The sequence below is a fragment of the Salinimonas marina genome (assembly GCF_015644725.1).
Lineage (GTDB): Bacteria > Pseudomonadota > Gammaproteobacteria > Enterobacterales > Alteromonadaceae > Alteromonas.
In genome coordinates, this window is the sequence record NZ_CP064795.1 from 2,805,731 (window position 1) to 2,820,442 (window position 14,712).

Below are 14,712 nucleotides of genomic sequence, written 5' to 3' on the forward strand. Positions count from 1 at the left end.
TTACGGGTTAAAGCCTGCCAGCGTGCTGCCCTGATACACACTCATCAGTTTATCAGCATAGGCGGGGTCGGTTGCATAGCCAGCCTGTTGCAAAGACTGGTAATACGTTTTGGCATCGTGACTATTTTGCACTGCCTGTTCGTAGCGTGCGCCCGATTTGATAAAATCAACATAGTCATTCATAGAATCGGCAATCGAGTCGTAAGCCCGGAAGCTGGCTTTTTGACGTGCAGCCACGCCCTGAGAAAATTCCACCGTGTCCACCACCGCCTGCTTGCCCTGCCACTGGCTGTTGGCTTTGATGCCAAATAAATTGTAGGACGGCGCCCCCTGATTATCATGAATTACATACTGACCCCAGCCGGTCTCTACTGCCGCCTGCGCGATAATGGCTTTAGGATCTGCGCCAATTTTTTCAGCCGCCTGCTTGGCATGAGGATATAGGGCTTCTACAAAGGCTTCTTTGTTCGCCACAATCGGCGCCTTAAACGCTGTTGAATGGCTGGTTTCTGGCGGCGCCATCACCGCCTGCTCCGCCTGTGCCACCTGCTGCTTAACCTGCAGATTGAGTGATGCCAGGTTCCCATCGCTGCGAATAGCGCTGGCCGGAGTGTAGTCTGGGTTGTTCTGTCCCAGCTGCTTGACAATAATATCTGCCAGCCCCATCCCGCCATTGGAGGTCAGGTCCACCGCAAGTTGCTGATCGTGCATATCACGGTAAAATTTAACTTGTTGTGAGTTAAACGGACTGTTTTCATCGGCCAGCGCGTCCTGGGCTTTACGCATCGATTTAAGCATCATCTGCACAAAAATAGATTCAAACTGCTGCGCGGTTTCCTGTAATGCTTCTTTATCCTGGCCGTTGGCAATGGCTTCACGCAATGAGTTCAGACCGCTCAGGTCGTTGGCGTTGCGTGCCATATCCAGTTGATTACGTGTCGGTAAACTATCCATCAGATCACCACCAGTTCGCCACGTAATGCACCGGCCTGGCGCAAGGCTTCCAGGATAGCCATCAGGTCACCTGGCGCCGCGCCCACCTCGTTAACCGCACGAACCAGCTGGTCTAAGGTCACGCCGGGTTCAAATTTGAACATCCGGCTGTCTGCCAAATCCACATCCACTATCGATTGGGTGGTCACCACTGTTTCCCCCTGCCCTAAGGCATTAGGCTGGGAGACCTGTTGGTTTTCGGCAATGGTCACTGTCAATCCGCCGTGGGTGATGGCGGCCGGTAGCAACCGCACATCCTGGCCAATAACAATGGTGCCGGTGCGGCTATTGATAACCACCCGGGCCGGCGCCTTGCCAGGTTCAAATTCAAAATTTTCAAGCGTGGCTAAAAAGCCGACCCGCTGGCCCACATCCCGTGGCGCCGACACCCTTACTGAAGCCGCATCAATCGGCGTCGCGATGCTGTAGCCTTGCTCTGGCTGCGCACCTAATCGCTCGTTGATGGTATCGGCCAGACGCTTGGCGGTAGAAAAGTCCGGATAGTGTAAATTCAGGGTCAGTGTATCGCCGGTGGCAAAGCCCGAGGGTACAGATTGCTCTACCAGTGCACCATTGGGGATCCGACCTACGGTGGGGGTGTTAATCACAATTTTAGAACCGTCCTGGCCCTGGGCGCCAAAGCCACTGACCACCAGACTGCCCTGCGCTACTGCGTATACCTTGCCATCCACACCTTTCAAAAAGGTTTGCAGTAAGGTGCCGCCCTGCAGGCTGCTGGCCTCACCTACTGACGACACCGTAATGTCGATGGTCTGGCCAGGCTTGATGAACGGCGGTAGCTCAGCATGCACGGCCACCGCTGCCACATTTTTAATCTTGGGCTTGGTATTTGGATCCAGGCTGATACCAAAGTTGGTCAGCATGGTACGAAAGCTTTGTTCCGTAAACGGGCTTTGTTCACCGGTGCCAGGCAGACCCACCACCAGGCCATAGCCAATCAGCTGATTCGATCGCACGCCCTGGATATCGGCGACATCTTTGATTCGTTGAGCATGTAGCTGGCTGCTTGTCAGTAATAAACACAACAACATCCACTGGTAAAAAATCTTCATGATATTATCCTAGAACGGCCAGTATGAAGATGAGAAAAACTGGGTCAGCCAGCCTTTTTCCTGGGCCCGGGCAAAACTGCCTGTGCCACTATACTGAATGCGGGCATTAGCGACTTTGGTTGATGTAATTTCGTTTTCCGGGCTGATATCCGCCGGCCGGATGATGCCGGTCAACCGAATGTATTCGTCCCCCTGATTGAGGGTGAGCCACTTTTCGCCCCGAATCACCAGATTCTGATTGGGCAGCACATCCACCACGGTGACAGAGATTGCCCCACTTAAACTATTGCGCTGGTTAGCCTGAGCATCACCGGAAAAATCATTACTGGCGCCGATCCCCAGCTGAATAGACTCACCGCCGATATTGACCGAGTTACCGCCCAGGCCGGCAATCGGCTGAACATTAACGCCGGCATCTTTAGAGGTGGTGGTCCCTGCCGATTTTGTTGCCGCCGTGTTCTCTTCCAGCGAAACCGTTATAATGTCACCTACCCGTCGGGCGGTAACATCGGAATACAGGCTGTTGGCCATATGCGGACGAAACAATGCGCCATCTTCAGCAATGTGCTCGCGTGGAATATCAGGCACCACGGGGGCAAACGAAGGGTCGTTGGCTTCAACCGGGGGCTCGGGGGTACTGTTGCACCCCACCAGCCACGCGGTAATACTGATAACAATAAGATTACGCATTTGAGTCGTCCGTTATAGCTGCTGAATAACCTGACCAAGCATCTGGTCCACCGACGAAATAACCTTTGAGTTCATCTCGTACAAACGCTGGCTTTCAATCAGATTCACCAGCTCTTCAGTCACATTCACATTTGAGGTTTCCAGCGTGCCCTGAGACAACGTACCCAGTCCCTGTAACCCGGGAATCCCCTGAATGGGCGTGCCGCTTGACGCTGTTTCTACAAATAAATTCTGGCCGATGGGCTGCAATCCCGTAGGGTTAATAAAATCAGAGACATTAATCTGCCCCAGCACCTGGTTTTCAGCCTGTCCCCGGGTCGACACCGACACCTCACCATCCTGAGATATCGTCACCTGCTGAGCATCTTCAGGTACGGTGATTTCAGGTTGCAGCAAAAAGCCGGCACCGGAGGTCACAATTTGGCCCTGGTCATTAAGGGTAAACTGGCCATTGCGGGTATAGGCAATGGAGCCATCCGGCTGCAAAATCTCAAAGTAGCCTTTGCCCTGGATAGACATATCGAGTGCATTTTCAGTAGTGAGCAGGTTGCCCTGGGTATGCGCTTTCTGGGTGGCGACGACTTTAGAGCCTGAGCCCAGCATCAAGCCTGATGGGCGCTCAGTATCGGCCGACGAACGCCCTCCCGGCTGATTGATGTTTTGATACAACAAGTCCTCAAATACCGCGCGATCTTTTTTGAATCCTACGGTTGAGGCGTTTGCCAGGTTGTTAGAGACGACGGCAACATCTGTTTGGGCTGCGTCTAAACCGGTTTTACTTATCCATAATGCTGGATGCATAACATACTCCTCAGCCGTATCTTTTTGGGCTGGTTACAAAAATCAAAATTAAAGAATTCTCAACAGTGTATTGCCACGGGTAGACAGTTCATCTGCCTGCTTCATCAGCTTTACCTGCATCTCATAATGACGCTGCAAACTGATCATGCTGACCATTTCATCTACGGCGTTTACATTAGACCCTTCGACCATGCCTGAGCGTATCTGCACGTTTGCATCAGCAAACGGTACACTGCCATCCTTGGTCCGGAATAAGCCATCCTGACCACGCTCAATATTATTCAGTGGCGGGTTTACCAGTTTCAGACGGCCCACCTCCTGAGATACATTCTCAGGCGCCCCCACCGGACGTACTGAAATAGTGCCATCAGAGGCGATATTCAGATTATCCAGGGGCACTGGCAGATAAATGGGGCCGTTATCACCCAGGGCGATATTCCCGTGCATATCCGTCAAAACGCCGTCAGGACCCATCTGAAAACTACCATCGCGAGACATTGCCTCCTGGCCGGTGGCATCCTGCATGGCGAACCAGCCTTTGCCCTGGACGGCGACATCCAGGTCACGGCCGGTCTGCACCATGGCGCCACCCTCATAGTTGTTACTCGGGCTTTCTGTCATCGCGAATACCCGGGTCGGCAATCCTTCGCCGTAAGCCGGCATGCTTCGGGCCTGTTCAAGCTGAGCTTTAAAGCCGGTGGTTTGGGCATTAGCCAGATTATTGGCGCGTACGCCAGTGGCCAGCAGGTCTTGCTTGGCGCCGCTTGCAGCGATATAAAGAAGTTTATCCATGACTGACTTTTGACGTTTTTGACAATTGATAAGCAAGGGGTTGCAAGGGAAGTGCCAATGCTGGAAGTTTGTTCAGGATAAAAACAAAAGGCCGCACATGGCGGCCTTAAAGGGTATGAAAAATAGAAACTTAGGGTATTAACGAATATTCAGAATAGTCTGATTAAGCTGGTTGTTGACTTCCAGCGCCCGGGAATTGGCCTGGAAGTTACGCTGAGCGATAATCAGGTCAATCAGCTCGGTGGTCAGATTCACGTTAGCTTGCTCCAGCGCTGAGGAATTGATTTCACCAAAGGTACCGGTGGTCGCCTCACCCGCCAGCGCTTCGCCTGACTCAATACTTTCTTTCCACTGCGTACTGCTTTGTTGGGTCAAGCCTTGCTCATTGGCAAAGCGCACCAGGGCTACCCGAACAATGGGCTCGGAAGTACCATTAGAAAAGGTCGCCCGCACCAGGCCGTCAGCACCGATATCAATACCGGTCAACCGCCCTACCGGCAAGCCATCCTGTTCCAGCGAGGTAACCTCAAAAGCAGAAGCAAACTGGGTAGGTTCATTAGGCGTGGCTTTATTCGGATTAAGATTGAAATCAATCGCGATCTGCTGCGTATCATCCGAGCCATTAGTTAAAATAGTGTTCCCCAGCGCCTGAGTCACAATTTTATTGTCCTGGCGTACGGTGCCATCCGGGGCTTGGATGCCGACAAAATCCCCGCCCGGGCTAAATTGCAACTTGGCCGCAGACACCGCCGTGGCTCCGCTGCCGATGGCATTGGCTGCCGTGGCTGGATCCGACGTAGTACCATCCGAGTTGACCAGGTTCACTAATTCGTCATCCACTGCGGTGGCCACATACCAGTCATTGGTGGCCGAGGGTGCGCTGTCTTTGATGTAGTAATAGGTCATAACATGACTGTCACCCAGTGAATCATACACTGTGACCGAGGTTGCTGCATTGTAGGTTAAAGGATCTTCCGGATCGAACTGGGCTGGATCCAGGGCGGTATCACTGGCTGGCAGATTCATCCGCAAATCCACTTCTGAGGTTTGCTGCGGCGACCCTGAAGAGTCCGGAATGCGCACCGGCTGTGAGGTACTTAAGGCCACCGAGGCGCTGGTGCCGTCTTTGTTGACCGGAAAACCCAAAAGGTTGTCGCCGTTGCTGTTAACCACAAAATTATCTTCATCCAGCTTGAACTGACCGGCGCGGGTAAAGGAATAATCCCGGGAGGTGATCTCAGAGACAGTGGCAAAAAAACCATTACCGGTCACCGCCAAATCCAGAGCGGTATTGGTAAACTGTAAGCTACCTTGTGAAAATTGCTGGGCAACTTCCTGCGTCAATACCCCGTCACCCACTTTGGTCTTACCGCCTGCCAGTAGTGATGAGGCATAAACATCGCCAAATTCAGCTCGTGATTCTTTAAAGCCTACCGTATTAACATTGGCGATGTTGTTCGCGGTTACATCCAAATCTTTTTGTGCGGCCGAAACACCGCTTAGTGCAATATTAAATGACATCTTTCATTCTCCTGCTAACTGCCGATCTGGATGACGTCATCAAGACTGATGCTAACATCACCATCCAAATTTAAAATTACGCCCTGACCACTGCCGGCCAGACTGACACTACCCACATGGCGGTTGACGGCCGTAGCGATAGCTACCCCCTCGCCCTGAGCTACGCCCGAGGCACTGACCACGTATTCACCAGCCGGCATGGGGTTGCCGGCGGTATCGGTACCATCCCACTGAAACTGAATGTTACCTGCCGCCTGGGTGCCGGCATCAATGGTCTTCACAATTTCACCGTACTGGTTAGAAACGGTGATCTTCATATCCTGCACACTCTGGTCATTGACGACTACACCACTAAACCCGGCGCCATCGCCCTGCATATACCCCACATTGCCTTCCACCAGTACATTCTGACCAATCAGGCTGGAGGCCTGCAGCGCCTGATTGGAAGTCATCGAAGCCGCAAAATTGCTGAACTTCTGATTCAAATCGGTGATGCCTTCGGCCATCGAAAAGGAGGTCATCTGGGCAACCATTTGATCATTATCCACCGGTTTGCTGGGATCCTGGTGGGCCAGCTGCTCGGTCAGTAATGAAAAGAAATCTTCCTGGGATAGCTTCTGCTCACTGCCATCGGCCACTTTGACCTGTTCTTCCTGCCAGTAGAGATCAGACATCATCCCGTTATTGTTTACTGTATTCACGTGATGTTCCTTTACTTAATCACTACTGGCCTTTACCAAGCTGCAATACCCGCCGGAATAACTTCTTGGTGGTATCGGCGACCTGCACATTGGTCTCATAGGCTTTGGAGGCGGACAACATGTTGGCCATCTCTTCCACCACATTAACATTGGGCTTATAGATGTAACCCTCAGCATCGGCCATGGGGTTATTGGGGGCATATTCCACATTTAGCGGTGTGTTACTTTCCACCACCCCTTTTACCTCAACCCCAACCCCTTTGGACTGCTCCTGGGTGGCTTGTTGTAAGGCCGCCGAAAAAACCGGATACCGCGCGCGATAGGTATCGTTTTCGCTGCTGCTCACCGTATTGGCGTTGGCAATATTACTGGCGGTGGTATTCAGGCGAAGATTTTCCGCTTCCATCCCGGTACCGGAAATATTCATGACGTTAAATAAGCTCATCAGGCTTGTCCTCCACTTAACGCTTTCTTCATGCCTTTAATTTTTGAATCCAGAAACTGAATCGAGGCCTGGTAGCGCATGCCATTTTCTAAAAATGCATTACGCTCGGTCTGTACTTCGACCGTGTTACCATCACCAGTATCTGGCTGGTTAGGGATCCGAAACTGGACATCAAACGGGCTGGTGCTGGCACTGCCGCCGATGTGCTTGTCATGGGTTCGCACCATCGACGATGACTGCTGCCCGGACTGGGCCGCCGACATTGCCTGCTTAAAATCGATATCTCTGGCTTTGTAGCCCGGGGTATTGGCATTCGCCAGGTTGCCAGCGATCACTTCCATACGATCTTCGCGTATATTTACCGCGTTTTGGTGAAAGCTAACCAGTTTATCCAGATTGATGGCCATATTTGACACTCCTCATTTACACATCAGCTTGTGCAAATGAGGTGCCAAAGTTTTTTTGACGTTAGCAAGGTATTTGAATTTTCAGGGTTTAAGCTGGTAAAACAGGCCCGGATAGCACTTTTCCATGGAGAAAAGCGTGGTGGCGCGGCCAATGGATTCTGACGCGCCGAGGAAAAGGATGCCGCCTGGCAGCAATTGGGCGGCAATTTGTTGCAGGATGCGCTGTTTGATCTCCGGTGCAAAGTAGATAAGCACGTTACGGCAAAATATCAGATCAAAACGGCCCAGCCCGGCATAGCTGTGCAACAGGTTTAGCGAACGAAACGACACCATCCTGCGCACCTGCAAATTAAGCTGTAACATGCCGCTATCGTGTGGCGTAAAGAACTGTTCGCGACGCTGTGCAGATAAACCGCGGGCCAGAGACAGTTCGTCATACACGCCGGCTTCGCATTTACTTAGCATGTTTGAAGACAAATCAGTGGCCACAATTTCGACCCCCTGGGCAAAAGCGCCGGGTTTCTGTCGTTGATATTCAAGCACCGACATGGCAATAGAGTAAGGCTCCTGACCGGAAGAGCAGGCCGCACTCCAGATACGGATTTTTTTGTTCTTTAGCGCCAGCGCCGGCAATAGCTTTTGCTTAAGCAGCTCAAACGGATAACCATCCCTGAACCATAGCGTTTCATTGGTGGTCATCGCATCAATCGCGCTTTGTAGCATGCTTCGGTTGGTCATCAGCATGATGGACTCAATAAGATCATCAATGCGATCAAACTCATACTGGTACAGCAGGGGCGAAAGCCGGCTGCGCACCAGGTATTGTTTGTTAGCGCCTAATACGATGCCGCATTGTTGTTCCAGAAACTGGCTGAAGCGCTGATAGACCGGCGCTGATACCTCTTTAACTTTCAACAGTGTTCAACCTTACTGGGCTTCAACCAGCCATTTTTGAACGGCCGTGGCAAGTTCATCAGGGTGAAATTTAGCGATAAAGTCATCCGCACCCACTTTTTTCACCATCGCCTGGTTAAATACCCCGCTTAGCGAGGTATGTAATACCACATGCAGCTTTTGTAACTCCGGCGTATTCTTAATTTCCGCGGTCAGGGTATAGCCATCCATTTCCGGCATCTCTATATCAGAAACCAATACCCCGACTTTATCGGTAACATCGCCGGTCTCTGCCGCAATCTCTTTTAACCGGGTTAATGCTTCCTTACCATTTTTGGCCAGCTCGATTTCCAGGCCCAAGGCCGTCAATGCTTTTTTAACCTGACTGCGGGCCACTGAAGAATCATCGGCAATAAAGATAATTTTTTCTTCATTGACCCTGGCCGTTAACGTAGACGCTACCTCTGGGCTGACCTCGGCATTTAATGGTGAAATTTCATTGAGGATCTTTTCAACATCCAGAATCTCGATCAGCTCATTGTCCATCTCCGTCACCGCTGTCAGATAACTGGCGCGGCCAGTCCCCTGCGGTGGCGGCATAATAGCGTCCCAGTTGGTATTGATAATACGCTCGACCGCGCCTACCAAAAATCCCTGGACCGACCGGTTGTATTCGGCAATAACAATAAACGCACTCTGCAAATCTTCAATTTTGCGACCACCGGTAGCCATGCTTAAATCAATGACCGAAATGGTTTGGCCCCGGATATGCGCCACGCCCCGCACCAAAGAGTTTAGTTTTGGAATTGAGGTGAGCGGAGGGCATTGCAAAACCTCCCGAACTTTAAACACATTGATACCAAATCGCTGGCGCCCGTTTAGACGAAAAAGTAACAATTCCAGTCGGTTTTGACCTACCAGCTGAGTGCGCTGGTTAACCGAATCGAGAATACCTGACATACATCACCTCAAAAAAAATAAAAATCGGGCATGAACATTGCGTTTAGACTGCCATAACCTATCGTGGATTAAAATCGCCAAAAAAGTGACGCCACGATACGCAGCGGACCCTCTTCTAGCATAGACAAAACAAGCTCAAACGAACATGACTATATGAACTCATTATTTGACATCAGGCGTTTAATTCGACACCGGGCATTATGGCTAAGCTGTGTCGGCATGCTGGGGTTAAGCACGTCGTTATCGCCGGCGGCCGCAAGTAACGGCAACCGCCTGACGGCTTCACAGGCAAGTTCCGCTTCTGGCCAGAAAGATAGCAACAATCATGCAGTTGTCCAGCGCGGGGTGAAAAACTACCTGCAAAACCAACTAAAGAATAAACAAAGTGTCAATCAAATCACTATTGATGTAGCTGATATCGACCAACGCATCCAAATCGTGAACTGTCCGGCGGGATTTAATTATCATGCCGATGAAAATAGCTTCAGCCAGGCCTATATCTCGGTGCGGGTAAGCTGCAACGACAACGAATGGTATCTGTTTGCTAATGCGCGCATTTTGCGCACCCAACCGGTAGTGGTGACCGCGTCTATGATAAGCCCGGGGACGGTGCTGGATATCGATAATTTACGTGTGGCCCAGGTCGAAACAAATCGGTTACGGCACACCGCCTATCACACCACCGATGCGTTGATTGGCGCCCGCATGAAACGCCGGGTTCGCCAGGGCCAGCCGATTCAGGCCAATATGCTATGCTTTATCTGTAAGGGCGATCGTATTACCATCAGTGCTCAGATAGGTGGTATGCGGGTTCGTACCTCTGGTATCGCGCAGCAGGATGGCGTGCTGGGCGAGAACATTAAAGTCATTAATGCCAGCTCTCAAAAGCTGGTCATTGCCGAGGTAGCCAGCACCGATGAAGTCGTAGTGAGACTTTAATAGGTGATACCAGCATTTATATGTAAAATACCTCTAAAGAACTTTTGTGCACTGCCGATAACTCTATTGAGGTGAAACAAAGGTAGTGGAAACGAATTATGGCAATTAATAATGTAAATAATAACGGTGTTAATAAAACCCCGTTAGACAACAACAAAGTCGGGTCTCAGCAAAACCAGAACCAAACTGCGGTGCAACAGCAGGCGGCTGCGAAGTCGCAAACGGTGACGGCGCCGCGACAGGACTCGGTATCATTGACTCAGTCAGCTCAGCAGCTTTCTCAGGTACAAAAGAAAAGTGCTGAAGCGCCGTTTGATCAGGAAAAAGTCGATAAGCTTAAAAAAGCAGTCGAAAGCGGTTCATACCGTGTAGATCCTGAATCATTAGCTCGCAAAATCGCACAGCTAGAGGCGCAGGTATTTGGCTTAAAATCTTAGGAATAAACTATGCAGTCTTTACAGTCAGCTCTAGAACAACAGATTTCACAATTAGAATCGTTGGCCGCGCTGCTGGATAAAGAGCTTCACCTTATCAGCACTCGCAATGCTGAAGATTTGATGAACCTGCTACAACAAAAAGAACAAACCCTGGATGCCATTCAGGACACCGATGCCTTCCTCAACAAGCATTATCAGGTTCAGATGTCAGATACCCAGCCGCCTGCCGAAGCCGAAGCTTTGGTGGCGCGGGCACGCAAAATACTGGAACAATGTCAGTACCAGACCCAGATTAATCAGCGTGCGGTCGAACAAGGCCAGCTGCGGTTAACCCACTTGCGCAACCTGATGCTTGAAGTACGTGCCAAAGAATCTTTGACGTACGATAAAAGCGGCAAGCCCAATTCAGGGCGCTCAGGCTCGGGCGTTCAGGCATAATCGCCTGGCGCCTGACGATAAAACCTCAATAAATCCTAGTAGTAAGTAACGTCACGAACCCGTTTGGGCTTAGCCGTAGACAAATACAGATCGTAGACCCGCTGCATATCCAGCTCCAGTTCCGTGACATAAGTATCTTTTCCGGCGGGATACGTTTTAATAACCCGCGCCCCTCGGATCACGCCTTCTACTGAACCTTGCAAATGGGTGTTCCCCATGACCATATTCGCCACCGACTGCTCGCCGTTAATGCGCTGTCCGTAAACCTGCTCGGTTAATTCACGATAGGCATCGAGCTTGGAAGCTTTCATCGCCATAATTTCGCGCTGACTGTCACTTTCACCGGTTTGAGACTGTATCGGGGCATACCCCACCGCGGTCAGTACCGGATATTTTTCTGGTTCTATCGTTTCCCATTCGACATGCTTGGTGAATGGCGATGCGCACCCACTGCACAGACCAATAGCAAGGCATGATGCAAGGGTGAATTTTGAGATAATTTTCATTGGCTACCTGCCAGCAAGTTGATAACACCGACCTAAAACCCATGCTGAAACAGCAAAAATTTGTCGTTTTTATGTTGTTGATGAAAGTAAAGGCAAAGAACGTGCCTGAATCCCTTAGCCTGGATTAAAACTGTGATGCGGTGTAATTTTTGGGAACGAATTGTGCAAGAGCTGAAGCAATCTCAGGTTTGTGTGACAAAATTCAGGCAGTGTAATGAATCTTCCAGTTAGTAAAAATACCGCTTTGCCACTGGCGCCCCAGGGTATGTTAAAAGTACTCGGGAAATGGTTTGCCGCTTTGATGTGCCTGACATTACCGGCCGGGCAAGCCAGTGCCGCCTGGTTTGAAGCCCAGGGGCAGGCGCTGCTGGCCGGCAAACCCAAACAGCAAGCCCGCGAAGAAGCGACCGCCGAAGCGTTAAAGCAGGCCATGCTGTTTGCCGGCGCCTCAGTACACAGCGTGCAAACGCTTGCTAATGGTCTTATTACTGAAGACTCGTTCCAGGTTCAGGCTAATGGTGAAGTCAATCAGCTTGAACTGATTGACGAAATTTGGAAGCACGGTTATGTCACCGTACGTATTCGCGCTGATATTTTCCCCAAACCGGAGCAGTGCCCTGCCGCCGGTTTTCAAAAAACGCTGGTCACCACTCATTTTCCTATTCAATATCCGCAGCAGGCTTTAGACGGTCAGCTTGGCCAGTTATCGCAGGTGTTACCGCGGCAGTTGAAACAGCGGTTTGCCCAGCATGCCCCGGCGGTTTCTATTCAGGCTATCGCTCCTTACAGCGCCAATTGGTACCGACGCGAAATTATTGAACAGGCCCCGGCGCTGGCCCGCCAGCATCAGGCTCAGTATATTCTTGGTGCCACCATTACCGGGCTGGATGTTGCACGCTCCAACGCTTCCTCACTGGCATTTTGGCAAGATGACACTGACATGCGTCAGTTCAGCCTGGCCATCACCATTTTGGATGGCATGCACGGCGGTACGCTGATGAATAAAGCCTATGAATTAACTGCCCCTGGCAATTTGACCGAACGGCGCAAATTGATGTTGCTTCCGCGCAGTTTTGGGGATCTGCTTATGGTAAAGCCGTAGACAGAAAGTTAGCTGCAGTGGTCGCCGATGTAGAAAGCACGCTGGCCTGTCAGCCCGCCACGGGCCGGGTGTTACAGGTTTCAGGCAATGAATTACAGGTCTCGTTGGGCCGTGCCCATGGGTTGCAGGTGGGCGATAGCCTTTATGTCTATCAGACCGCGCAGGTGACCGACGCCTATGGTCAAACTTTTACGCAATATAATTTGTATCCGGAGCAGGTACAGGTTACCGCAGCGTTTGCGAATTCAGCCACTGTCACAGCCAGCGGCGATGGTTTACTGATAAATATTCAGCCAAACGACTATGTTGCTAAAAGATAGACCTTTTTCTTATTTTTTTAACCGTTATAATAGCCTTGTGTCCCCATAGTTTAATGGATAAAACAAGGCCCTCCTAAGGCTTAGATGTTGGTTCGATTCCAGCTGGGGACGCCACTGCCCTGTGTTGCTATATTCACGCAGCTGGCTTAGCATAATAAGATAAAACCAGAAATTACAAAAACTTACTGATTAAGAACGGATTCTTTTTGCGGCAAGGACTGCACGCACTCATAACATTTTGCTTTTTTTCGCGAAGACTTTTCTCTTTTTTCTCAGTATTAACCAGCTTTGTTGGTTTTTCGGTTGATACGTCTGACTACATCGGTATTAATCATGCTATTACCGGCCGCAGTCGGTGCGATGTTGTGTCCTTTCACTGAGAACAGAAAATGAAAAAAAGAATATTGAGTGTCACTACGGCCGCGTTGATGGTCAGCGCCTGTAATTCTACCCCGCCGACTCAGGCAGAGCGCGAATTTGCGAATGAAATGCGCCAGGCAATGCTAAGTAAGCTGCAACAGGCTGGCCCGGGGCATTACTGGGCCAGGCTAACCTGGGCAACCAACAGGCTCAATCGCAGCCTGAGCCTGAACCAACACTTACCGAAGCAGAGCTTCTGACCAAAAAACACCTTGTCGATGAATCTGGCAGCCCGGCTATTTTTTATCGCGTGAAAGATGGCATAAAAATCAACGGTAAAATGTTTTACGACCCGGAAGGCAGTGTGGCCAACTTTGGCGGCGATCGCTTAACCGGAAGCCTGACTTATGCCATCGAAAATTATAACAATGCCTTCACCTTAAAATACCACCGTGCGGGTTCTGACGCCGCGCCATTGAAAATAGCGACAGTAACCCGCCACGCGGGGCAATTTACCGTCACTACCACCACGGGCCGAACCTTTCAGGGGAATAGCGTCATCCCCACGTCAGACGGTTTTATTGTGGGCCGTCCGGGTTCGGCATTCCGGTATATAATTGGTACCGAGCAACCTCGCGCTATTACCCTGCTAGAAAACTATCATATTGCTAAATACCAAAATGGTGATGCGGCAGCCACTGGCTATATTCTTTTAGAAAAAGATGCCCGTAACGACAGCGATAAAGTCGGTGGGCTATTAGACTCATTTGAAAGCCTTGGCAACACCTTTGGCTTAAATCAGGTGGATCACTATGTTCTGGTAAACCTGGATACCGATAAAGTAGTGCCAATGGATGTAAACCTAAATGGGAAGAATGTGGCAGAGCATTCGAACTGTCGAAGACAAAATGCCGCAATAAACAAATGCGAAAATGTTGAGTTTAAAGAAGCATTATACGACAAACTTGGTTTACCTAATTCCAGTCATTATTATTGGGCCATCAACTGGGTTACCACCGATGCCGGTCCTATGGCTATTTACAAAACCTCCACCAAAGTCAAAGTTATTGATATTAACCGGAGTCAGGTACATACGGTTTTCTCCCGCGCGCTGGGAGTGAATAGTTTTAGCGTAACTGAACATCTTGACGGAAAAATCTCTCTTAAAGCCAAGTTAGGCTTTAGTGAGGATAAAATAGATGACCTGTTAGGCTTTATCCAAACCAACACCACTGACCTCGAACCTATGCAAACTCTGGGCAGCTAAGTCAGGCCAATCAAGGCTCACGTGCGCTGTTGGTGAGCCTTGATTGCGTTACATATCTTTAAACCC

19 protein-coding genes and 1 tRNA gene are annotated in these 14,712 nt (G+C 50.4%); 8 read left to right on the top strand and 12 right to left on the bottom strand.

Annotated features, from left to right (window positions below; all coding sequences use genetic code 11):
- The 11 genes from flgJ to IT774_RS12570 form a co-directional block, all read right to left on the bottom strand.
- Positions 1 to 954 (bottom strand): flagellar assembly peptidoglycan hydrolase FlgJ, encoded by a 954-nt coding sequence (gene flgJ, locus IT774_RS12520; RefSeq protein WP_195810061.1) that lies wholly within the window; start codon positions 952 to 954, stop codon positions 1 to 3.
- Positions 954 to 2,066: a flagellar basal body P-ring protein FlgI gene (locus tag IT774_RS12525; protein ID WP_195810062.1), complete on the bottom strand. Its 1,113-nt coding sequence runs from the start codon at positions 2,064 to 2,066 to the stop codon at positions 954 to 956. Before IT774_RS12525 ends, flgJ begins: the two co-directional genes overlap by 1 nt.
- A 9-nt stretch (positions 2,067 to 2,075) precedes the next feature.
- Positions 2,076 to 2,756 (bottom strand): flagellar basal body L-ring protein FlgH, encoded by a 681-nt coding sequence (gene flgH / locus IT774_RS12530; RefSeq protein WP_195810063.1) that lies wholly within the window; start codon positions 2,754 to 2,756, stop codon positions 2,076 to 2,078.
- Between the two features lie 12 nt (positions 2,757 to 2,768).
- Complete coding sequence (gene flgG, locus IT774_RS12535; protein WP_195810064.1) at positions 2,769 to 3,557, bottom strand: flagellar basal-body rod protein FlgG; 789 nt, start codon at positions 3,555 to 3,557, stop codon at positions 2,769 to 2,771.
- Positions 3,558 to 3,605: 48 nt separating this feature from the next.
- Entirely contained in the window at positions 3,606 to 4,349 is a 744-nt protein-coding gene (locus IT774_RS12540) for a flagellar basal body rod protein FlgF (RefSeq protein ID WP_195810065.1), read from the bottom strand.
- 138 nt (positions 4,350 to 4,487) lie between these two features.
- The gene (gene flgE / locus IT774_RS12545; protein WP_195810066.1) at positions 4,488 to 5,870 is read right to left on the bottom strand and encodes a flagellar hook protein FlgE; all 1,383 of its coding nucleotides are present in this window, start codon (positions 5,868 to 5,870) and stop codon (positions 4,488 to 4,490) included.
- 14 nt (positions 5,871 to 5,884) lie between these two features.
- A complete protein-coding gene (locus tag IT774_RS12550; protein ID WP_195810067.1) occupies positions 5,885 to 6,571 on the bottom strand; it encodes a flagellar hook assembly protein FlgD in 687 nt (228 codons plus the stop codon).
- Positions 6,572 to 6,593: 22 nt separating this feature from the next.
- Positions 6,594 to 7,016 carry a flagellar basal body rod protein FlgC gene (gene flgC / locus IT774_RS12555; RefSeq protein ID WP_195810068.1) on the bottom strand — a complete coding sequence of 141 codons (423 nt, stop codon included), beginning with the start codon at positions 7,014 to 7,016 and terminating at the stop codon, positions 6,594 to 6,596.
- Positions 7,016 to 7,423, bottom strand: a complete 408-nt coding sequence (gene flgB, locus IT774_RS12560) for a flagellar basal body rod protein FlgB (RefSeq protein WP_195810069.1) — start codon at positions 7,421 to 7,423, stop codon at positions 7,016 to 7,018. Before flgB ends, flgC begins: the two co-directional genes overlap by 1 nt.
- A gap of 81 nt (positions 7,424 to 7,504) precedes the next feature.
- The gene (locus IT774_RS12565; protein ID WP_195810070.1) at positions 7,505 to 8,338 is read right to left on the bottom strand and encodes a CheR family methyltransferase; all 834 of its coding nucleotides are present in this window, start codon (positions 8,336 to 8,338) and stop codon (positions 7,505 to 7,507) included.
- Between the two features lie 12 nt (positions 8,339 to 8,350).
- The gene (locus tag IT774_RS12570) at positions 8,351 to 9,277 is read right to left on the bottom strand and encodes a chemotaxis protein CheV (protein ID WP_195810071.1); all 927 of its coding nucleotides are present in this window, start codon (positions 9,275 to 9,277) and stop codon (positions 8,351 to 8,353) included.
- A gap of 153 nt (positions 9,278 to 9,430) precedes the next feature.
- Here IT774_RS12570 and flgA point away from each other — a divergent pair, with 153 nt between their 5' ends.
- From flgA to flgN, 3 genes are all read left to right on the top strand, one after another.
- Positions 9,431 to 10,216 carry a flagellar basal body P-ring formation chaperone FlgA gene (gene flgA, locus IT774_RS12575; protein WP_232364983.1) on the top strand — a complete coding sequence of 262 codons (786 nt, stop codon included), beginning with the start codon at positions 9,431 to 9,433 and terminating at the stop codon, positions 10,214 to 10,216.
- A gap of 98 nt (positions 10,217 to 10,314) precedes the next feature.
- Positions 10,315 to 10,653: a flagellar biosynthesis anti-sigma factor FlgM gene (flgM, locus tag IT774_RS12580; protein ID WP_195810072.1), complete on the top strand. Its 339-nt coding sequence runs from the start codon at positions 10,315 to 10,317 to the stop codon at positions 10,651 to 10,653.
- Between the two features lie 9 nt (positions 10,654 to 10,662).
- Entirely contained in the window at positions 10,663 to 11,091 is a 429-nt protein-coding gene (flgN, locus tag IT774_RS12585) for a flagellar export chaperone FlgN (protein ID WP_195810073.1), read from the top strand.
- Positions 11,092 to 11,126: 35 nt separating this feature from the next.
- Here flgN and IT774_RS12590 read toward each other — a convergent pair whose 3' ends face one another.
- On the bottom strand, positions 11,127 to 11,597 hold the full coding sequence (locus IT774_RS12590; RefSeq protein WP_195810074.1) for an LPP20 family lipoprotein: 471 nt from the start codon (positions 11,595 to 11,597) through the stop codon (positions 11,127 to 11,129).
- Between the two features lie 214 nt (positions 11,598 to 11,811).
- Here IT774_RS12590 and IT774_RS12595 point away from each other — a divergent pair, with 214 nt between their 5' ends.
- From IT774_RS12595 to IT774_RS12610, 5 genes are all read left to right on the top strand, one after another.
- Positions 11,812 to 12,699: a flagellar assembly protein T N-terminal domain-containing protein gene (locus tag IT774_RS12595; protein ID WP_195810075.1), complete on the top strand. Its 888-nt coding sequence runs from the start codon at positions 11,812 to 11,814 to the stop codon at positions 12,697 to 12,699.
- Positions 12,700 to 12,716: 17 nt separating this feature from the next.
- Positions 12,717 to 13,019 (top strand): FlgT C-terminal domain-containing protein, encoded by a 303-nt coding sequence (locus tag IT774_RS12600; protein ID WP_195810076.1) that lies wholly within the window; start codon positions 12,717 to 12,719, stop codon positions 13,017 to 13,019.
- A gap of 39 nt (positions 13,020 to 13,058) precedes the next feature.
- Positions 13,059 to 13,133, top strand: a tRNA-Arg gene (locus IT774_RS12605).
- Positions 13,134 to 13,408: 275 nt separating this feature from the next.
- The gene (locus IT774_RS17505) at positions 13,409 to 13,639 is read left to right on the top strand and encodes a hypothetical protein (protein ID WP_232364984.1); all 231 of its coding nucleotides are present in this window, start codon (positions 13,409 to 13,411) and stop codon (positions 13,637 to 13,639) included.
- Between the two features lie 50 nt (positions 13,640 to 13,689).
- Positions 13,690 to 14,646: a hypothetical protein gene (locus tag IT774_RS12610; RefSeq protein WP_232364985.1), complete on the top strand. Its 957-nt coding sequence runs from the start codon at positions 13,690 to 13,692 to the stop codon at positions 14,644 to 14,646.
- Positions 14,647 to 14,712: the final 66 nt, after the last annotated feature.

Excerpts from the sequence above, each read along its gene's own strand:
- flgJ (WP_195810061.1), bottom strand. The coding sequence starts at position 954 with ATGGATAGTTTACCGACACGTAATCAACTGGATATGGCACGCAACGCC.
- IT774_RS12525 (WP_195810062.1), bottom strand. The coding sequence starts at position 2,066 with ATGAAGATTTTTTACCAGTGGATGTTGTTGTGTTTATTACTGACAAGC.
- flgH (WP_195810063.1), bottom strand. The coding sequence starts at position 2,756 with ATGCGTAATCTTATTGTTATCAGTATTACCGCGTGGCTGGTGGGGTGC.
- flgG (WP_195810064.1), bottom strand. The coding sequence starts at position 3,557 with ATGCATCCAGCATTATGGATAAGTAAAACCGGTTTAGACGCAGCCCAA.
- IT774_RS12540 (WP_195810065.1), bottom strand. The coding sequence starts at position 4,349 with ATGGATAAACTTCTTTATATCGCTGCAAGCGGCGCCAAGCAAGACCTG.
- flgE (WP_195810066.1), bottom strand. The coding sequence starts at position 5,870 with ATGTCATTTAATATTGCACTAAGCGGTGTTTCGGCCGCACAAAAAGAT.
- flgC (WP_195810068.1), bottom strand. The coding sequence starts at position 7,016 with ATGAGCTTATTTAACGTCATGAATATTTCCGGTACCGGGATGGAAGCG.
- flgB (WP_195810069.1), bottom strand. The coding sequence starts at position 7,423 with ATGGCCATCAATCTGGATAAACTGGTTAGCTTTCACCAAAACGCGGTA.
- IT774_RS12570 (WP_195810071.1), bottom strand. The coding sequence starts at position 9,277 with ATGTCAGGTATTCTCGATTCGGTTAACCAGCGCACTCAGCTGGTAGGT.
- flgA (WP_232364983.1), top strand. The coding sequence starts at position 9,431 with ATGAACTCATTATTTGACATCAGGCGTTTAATTCGACACCGGGCATTA.
- flgM (WP_195810072.1), top strand. The coding sequence starts at position 10,315 with ATGGCAATTAATAATGTAAATAATAACGGTGTTAATAAAACCCCGTTA.
- flgN (WP_195810073.1), top strand. The coding sequence starts at position 10,663 with ATGCAGTCTTTACAGTCAGCTCTAGAACAACAGATTTCACAATTAGAA.
- IT774_RS12590 (WP_195810074.1), bottom strand. The coding sequence starts at position 11,597 with ATGAAAATTATCTCAAAATTCACCCTTGCATCATGCCTTGCTATTGGT.
- IT774_RS12595 (WP_195810075.1), top strand. The coding sequence starts at position 11,812 with ATGAATCTTCCAGTTAGTAAAAATACCGCTTTGCCACTGGCGCCCCAG.
- IT774_RS17505 (WP_232364984.1), top strand. The coding sequence starts at position 13,409 with ATGAAAAAAAGAATATTGAGTGTCACTACGGCCGCGTTGATGGTCAGC.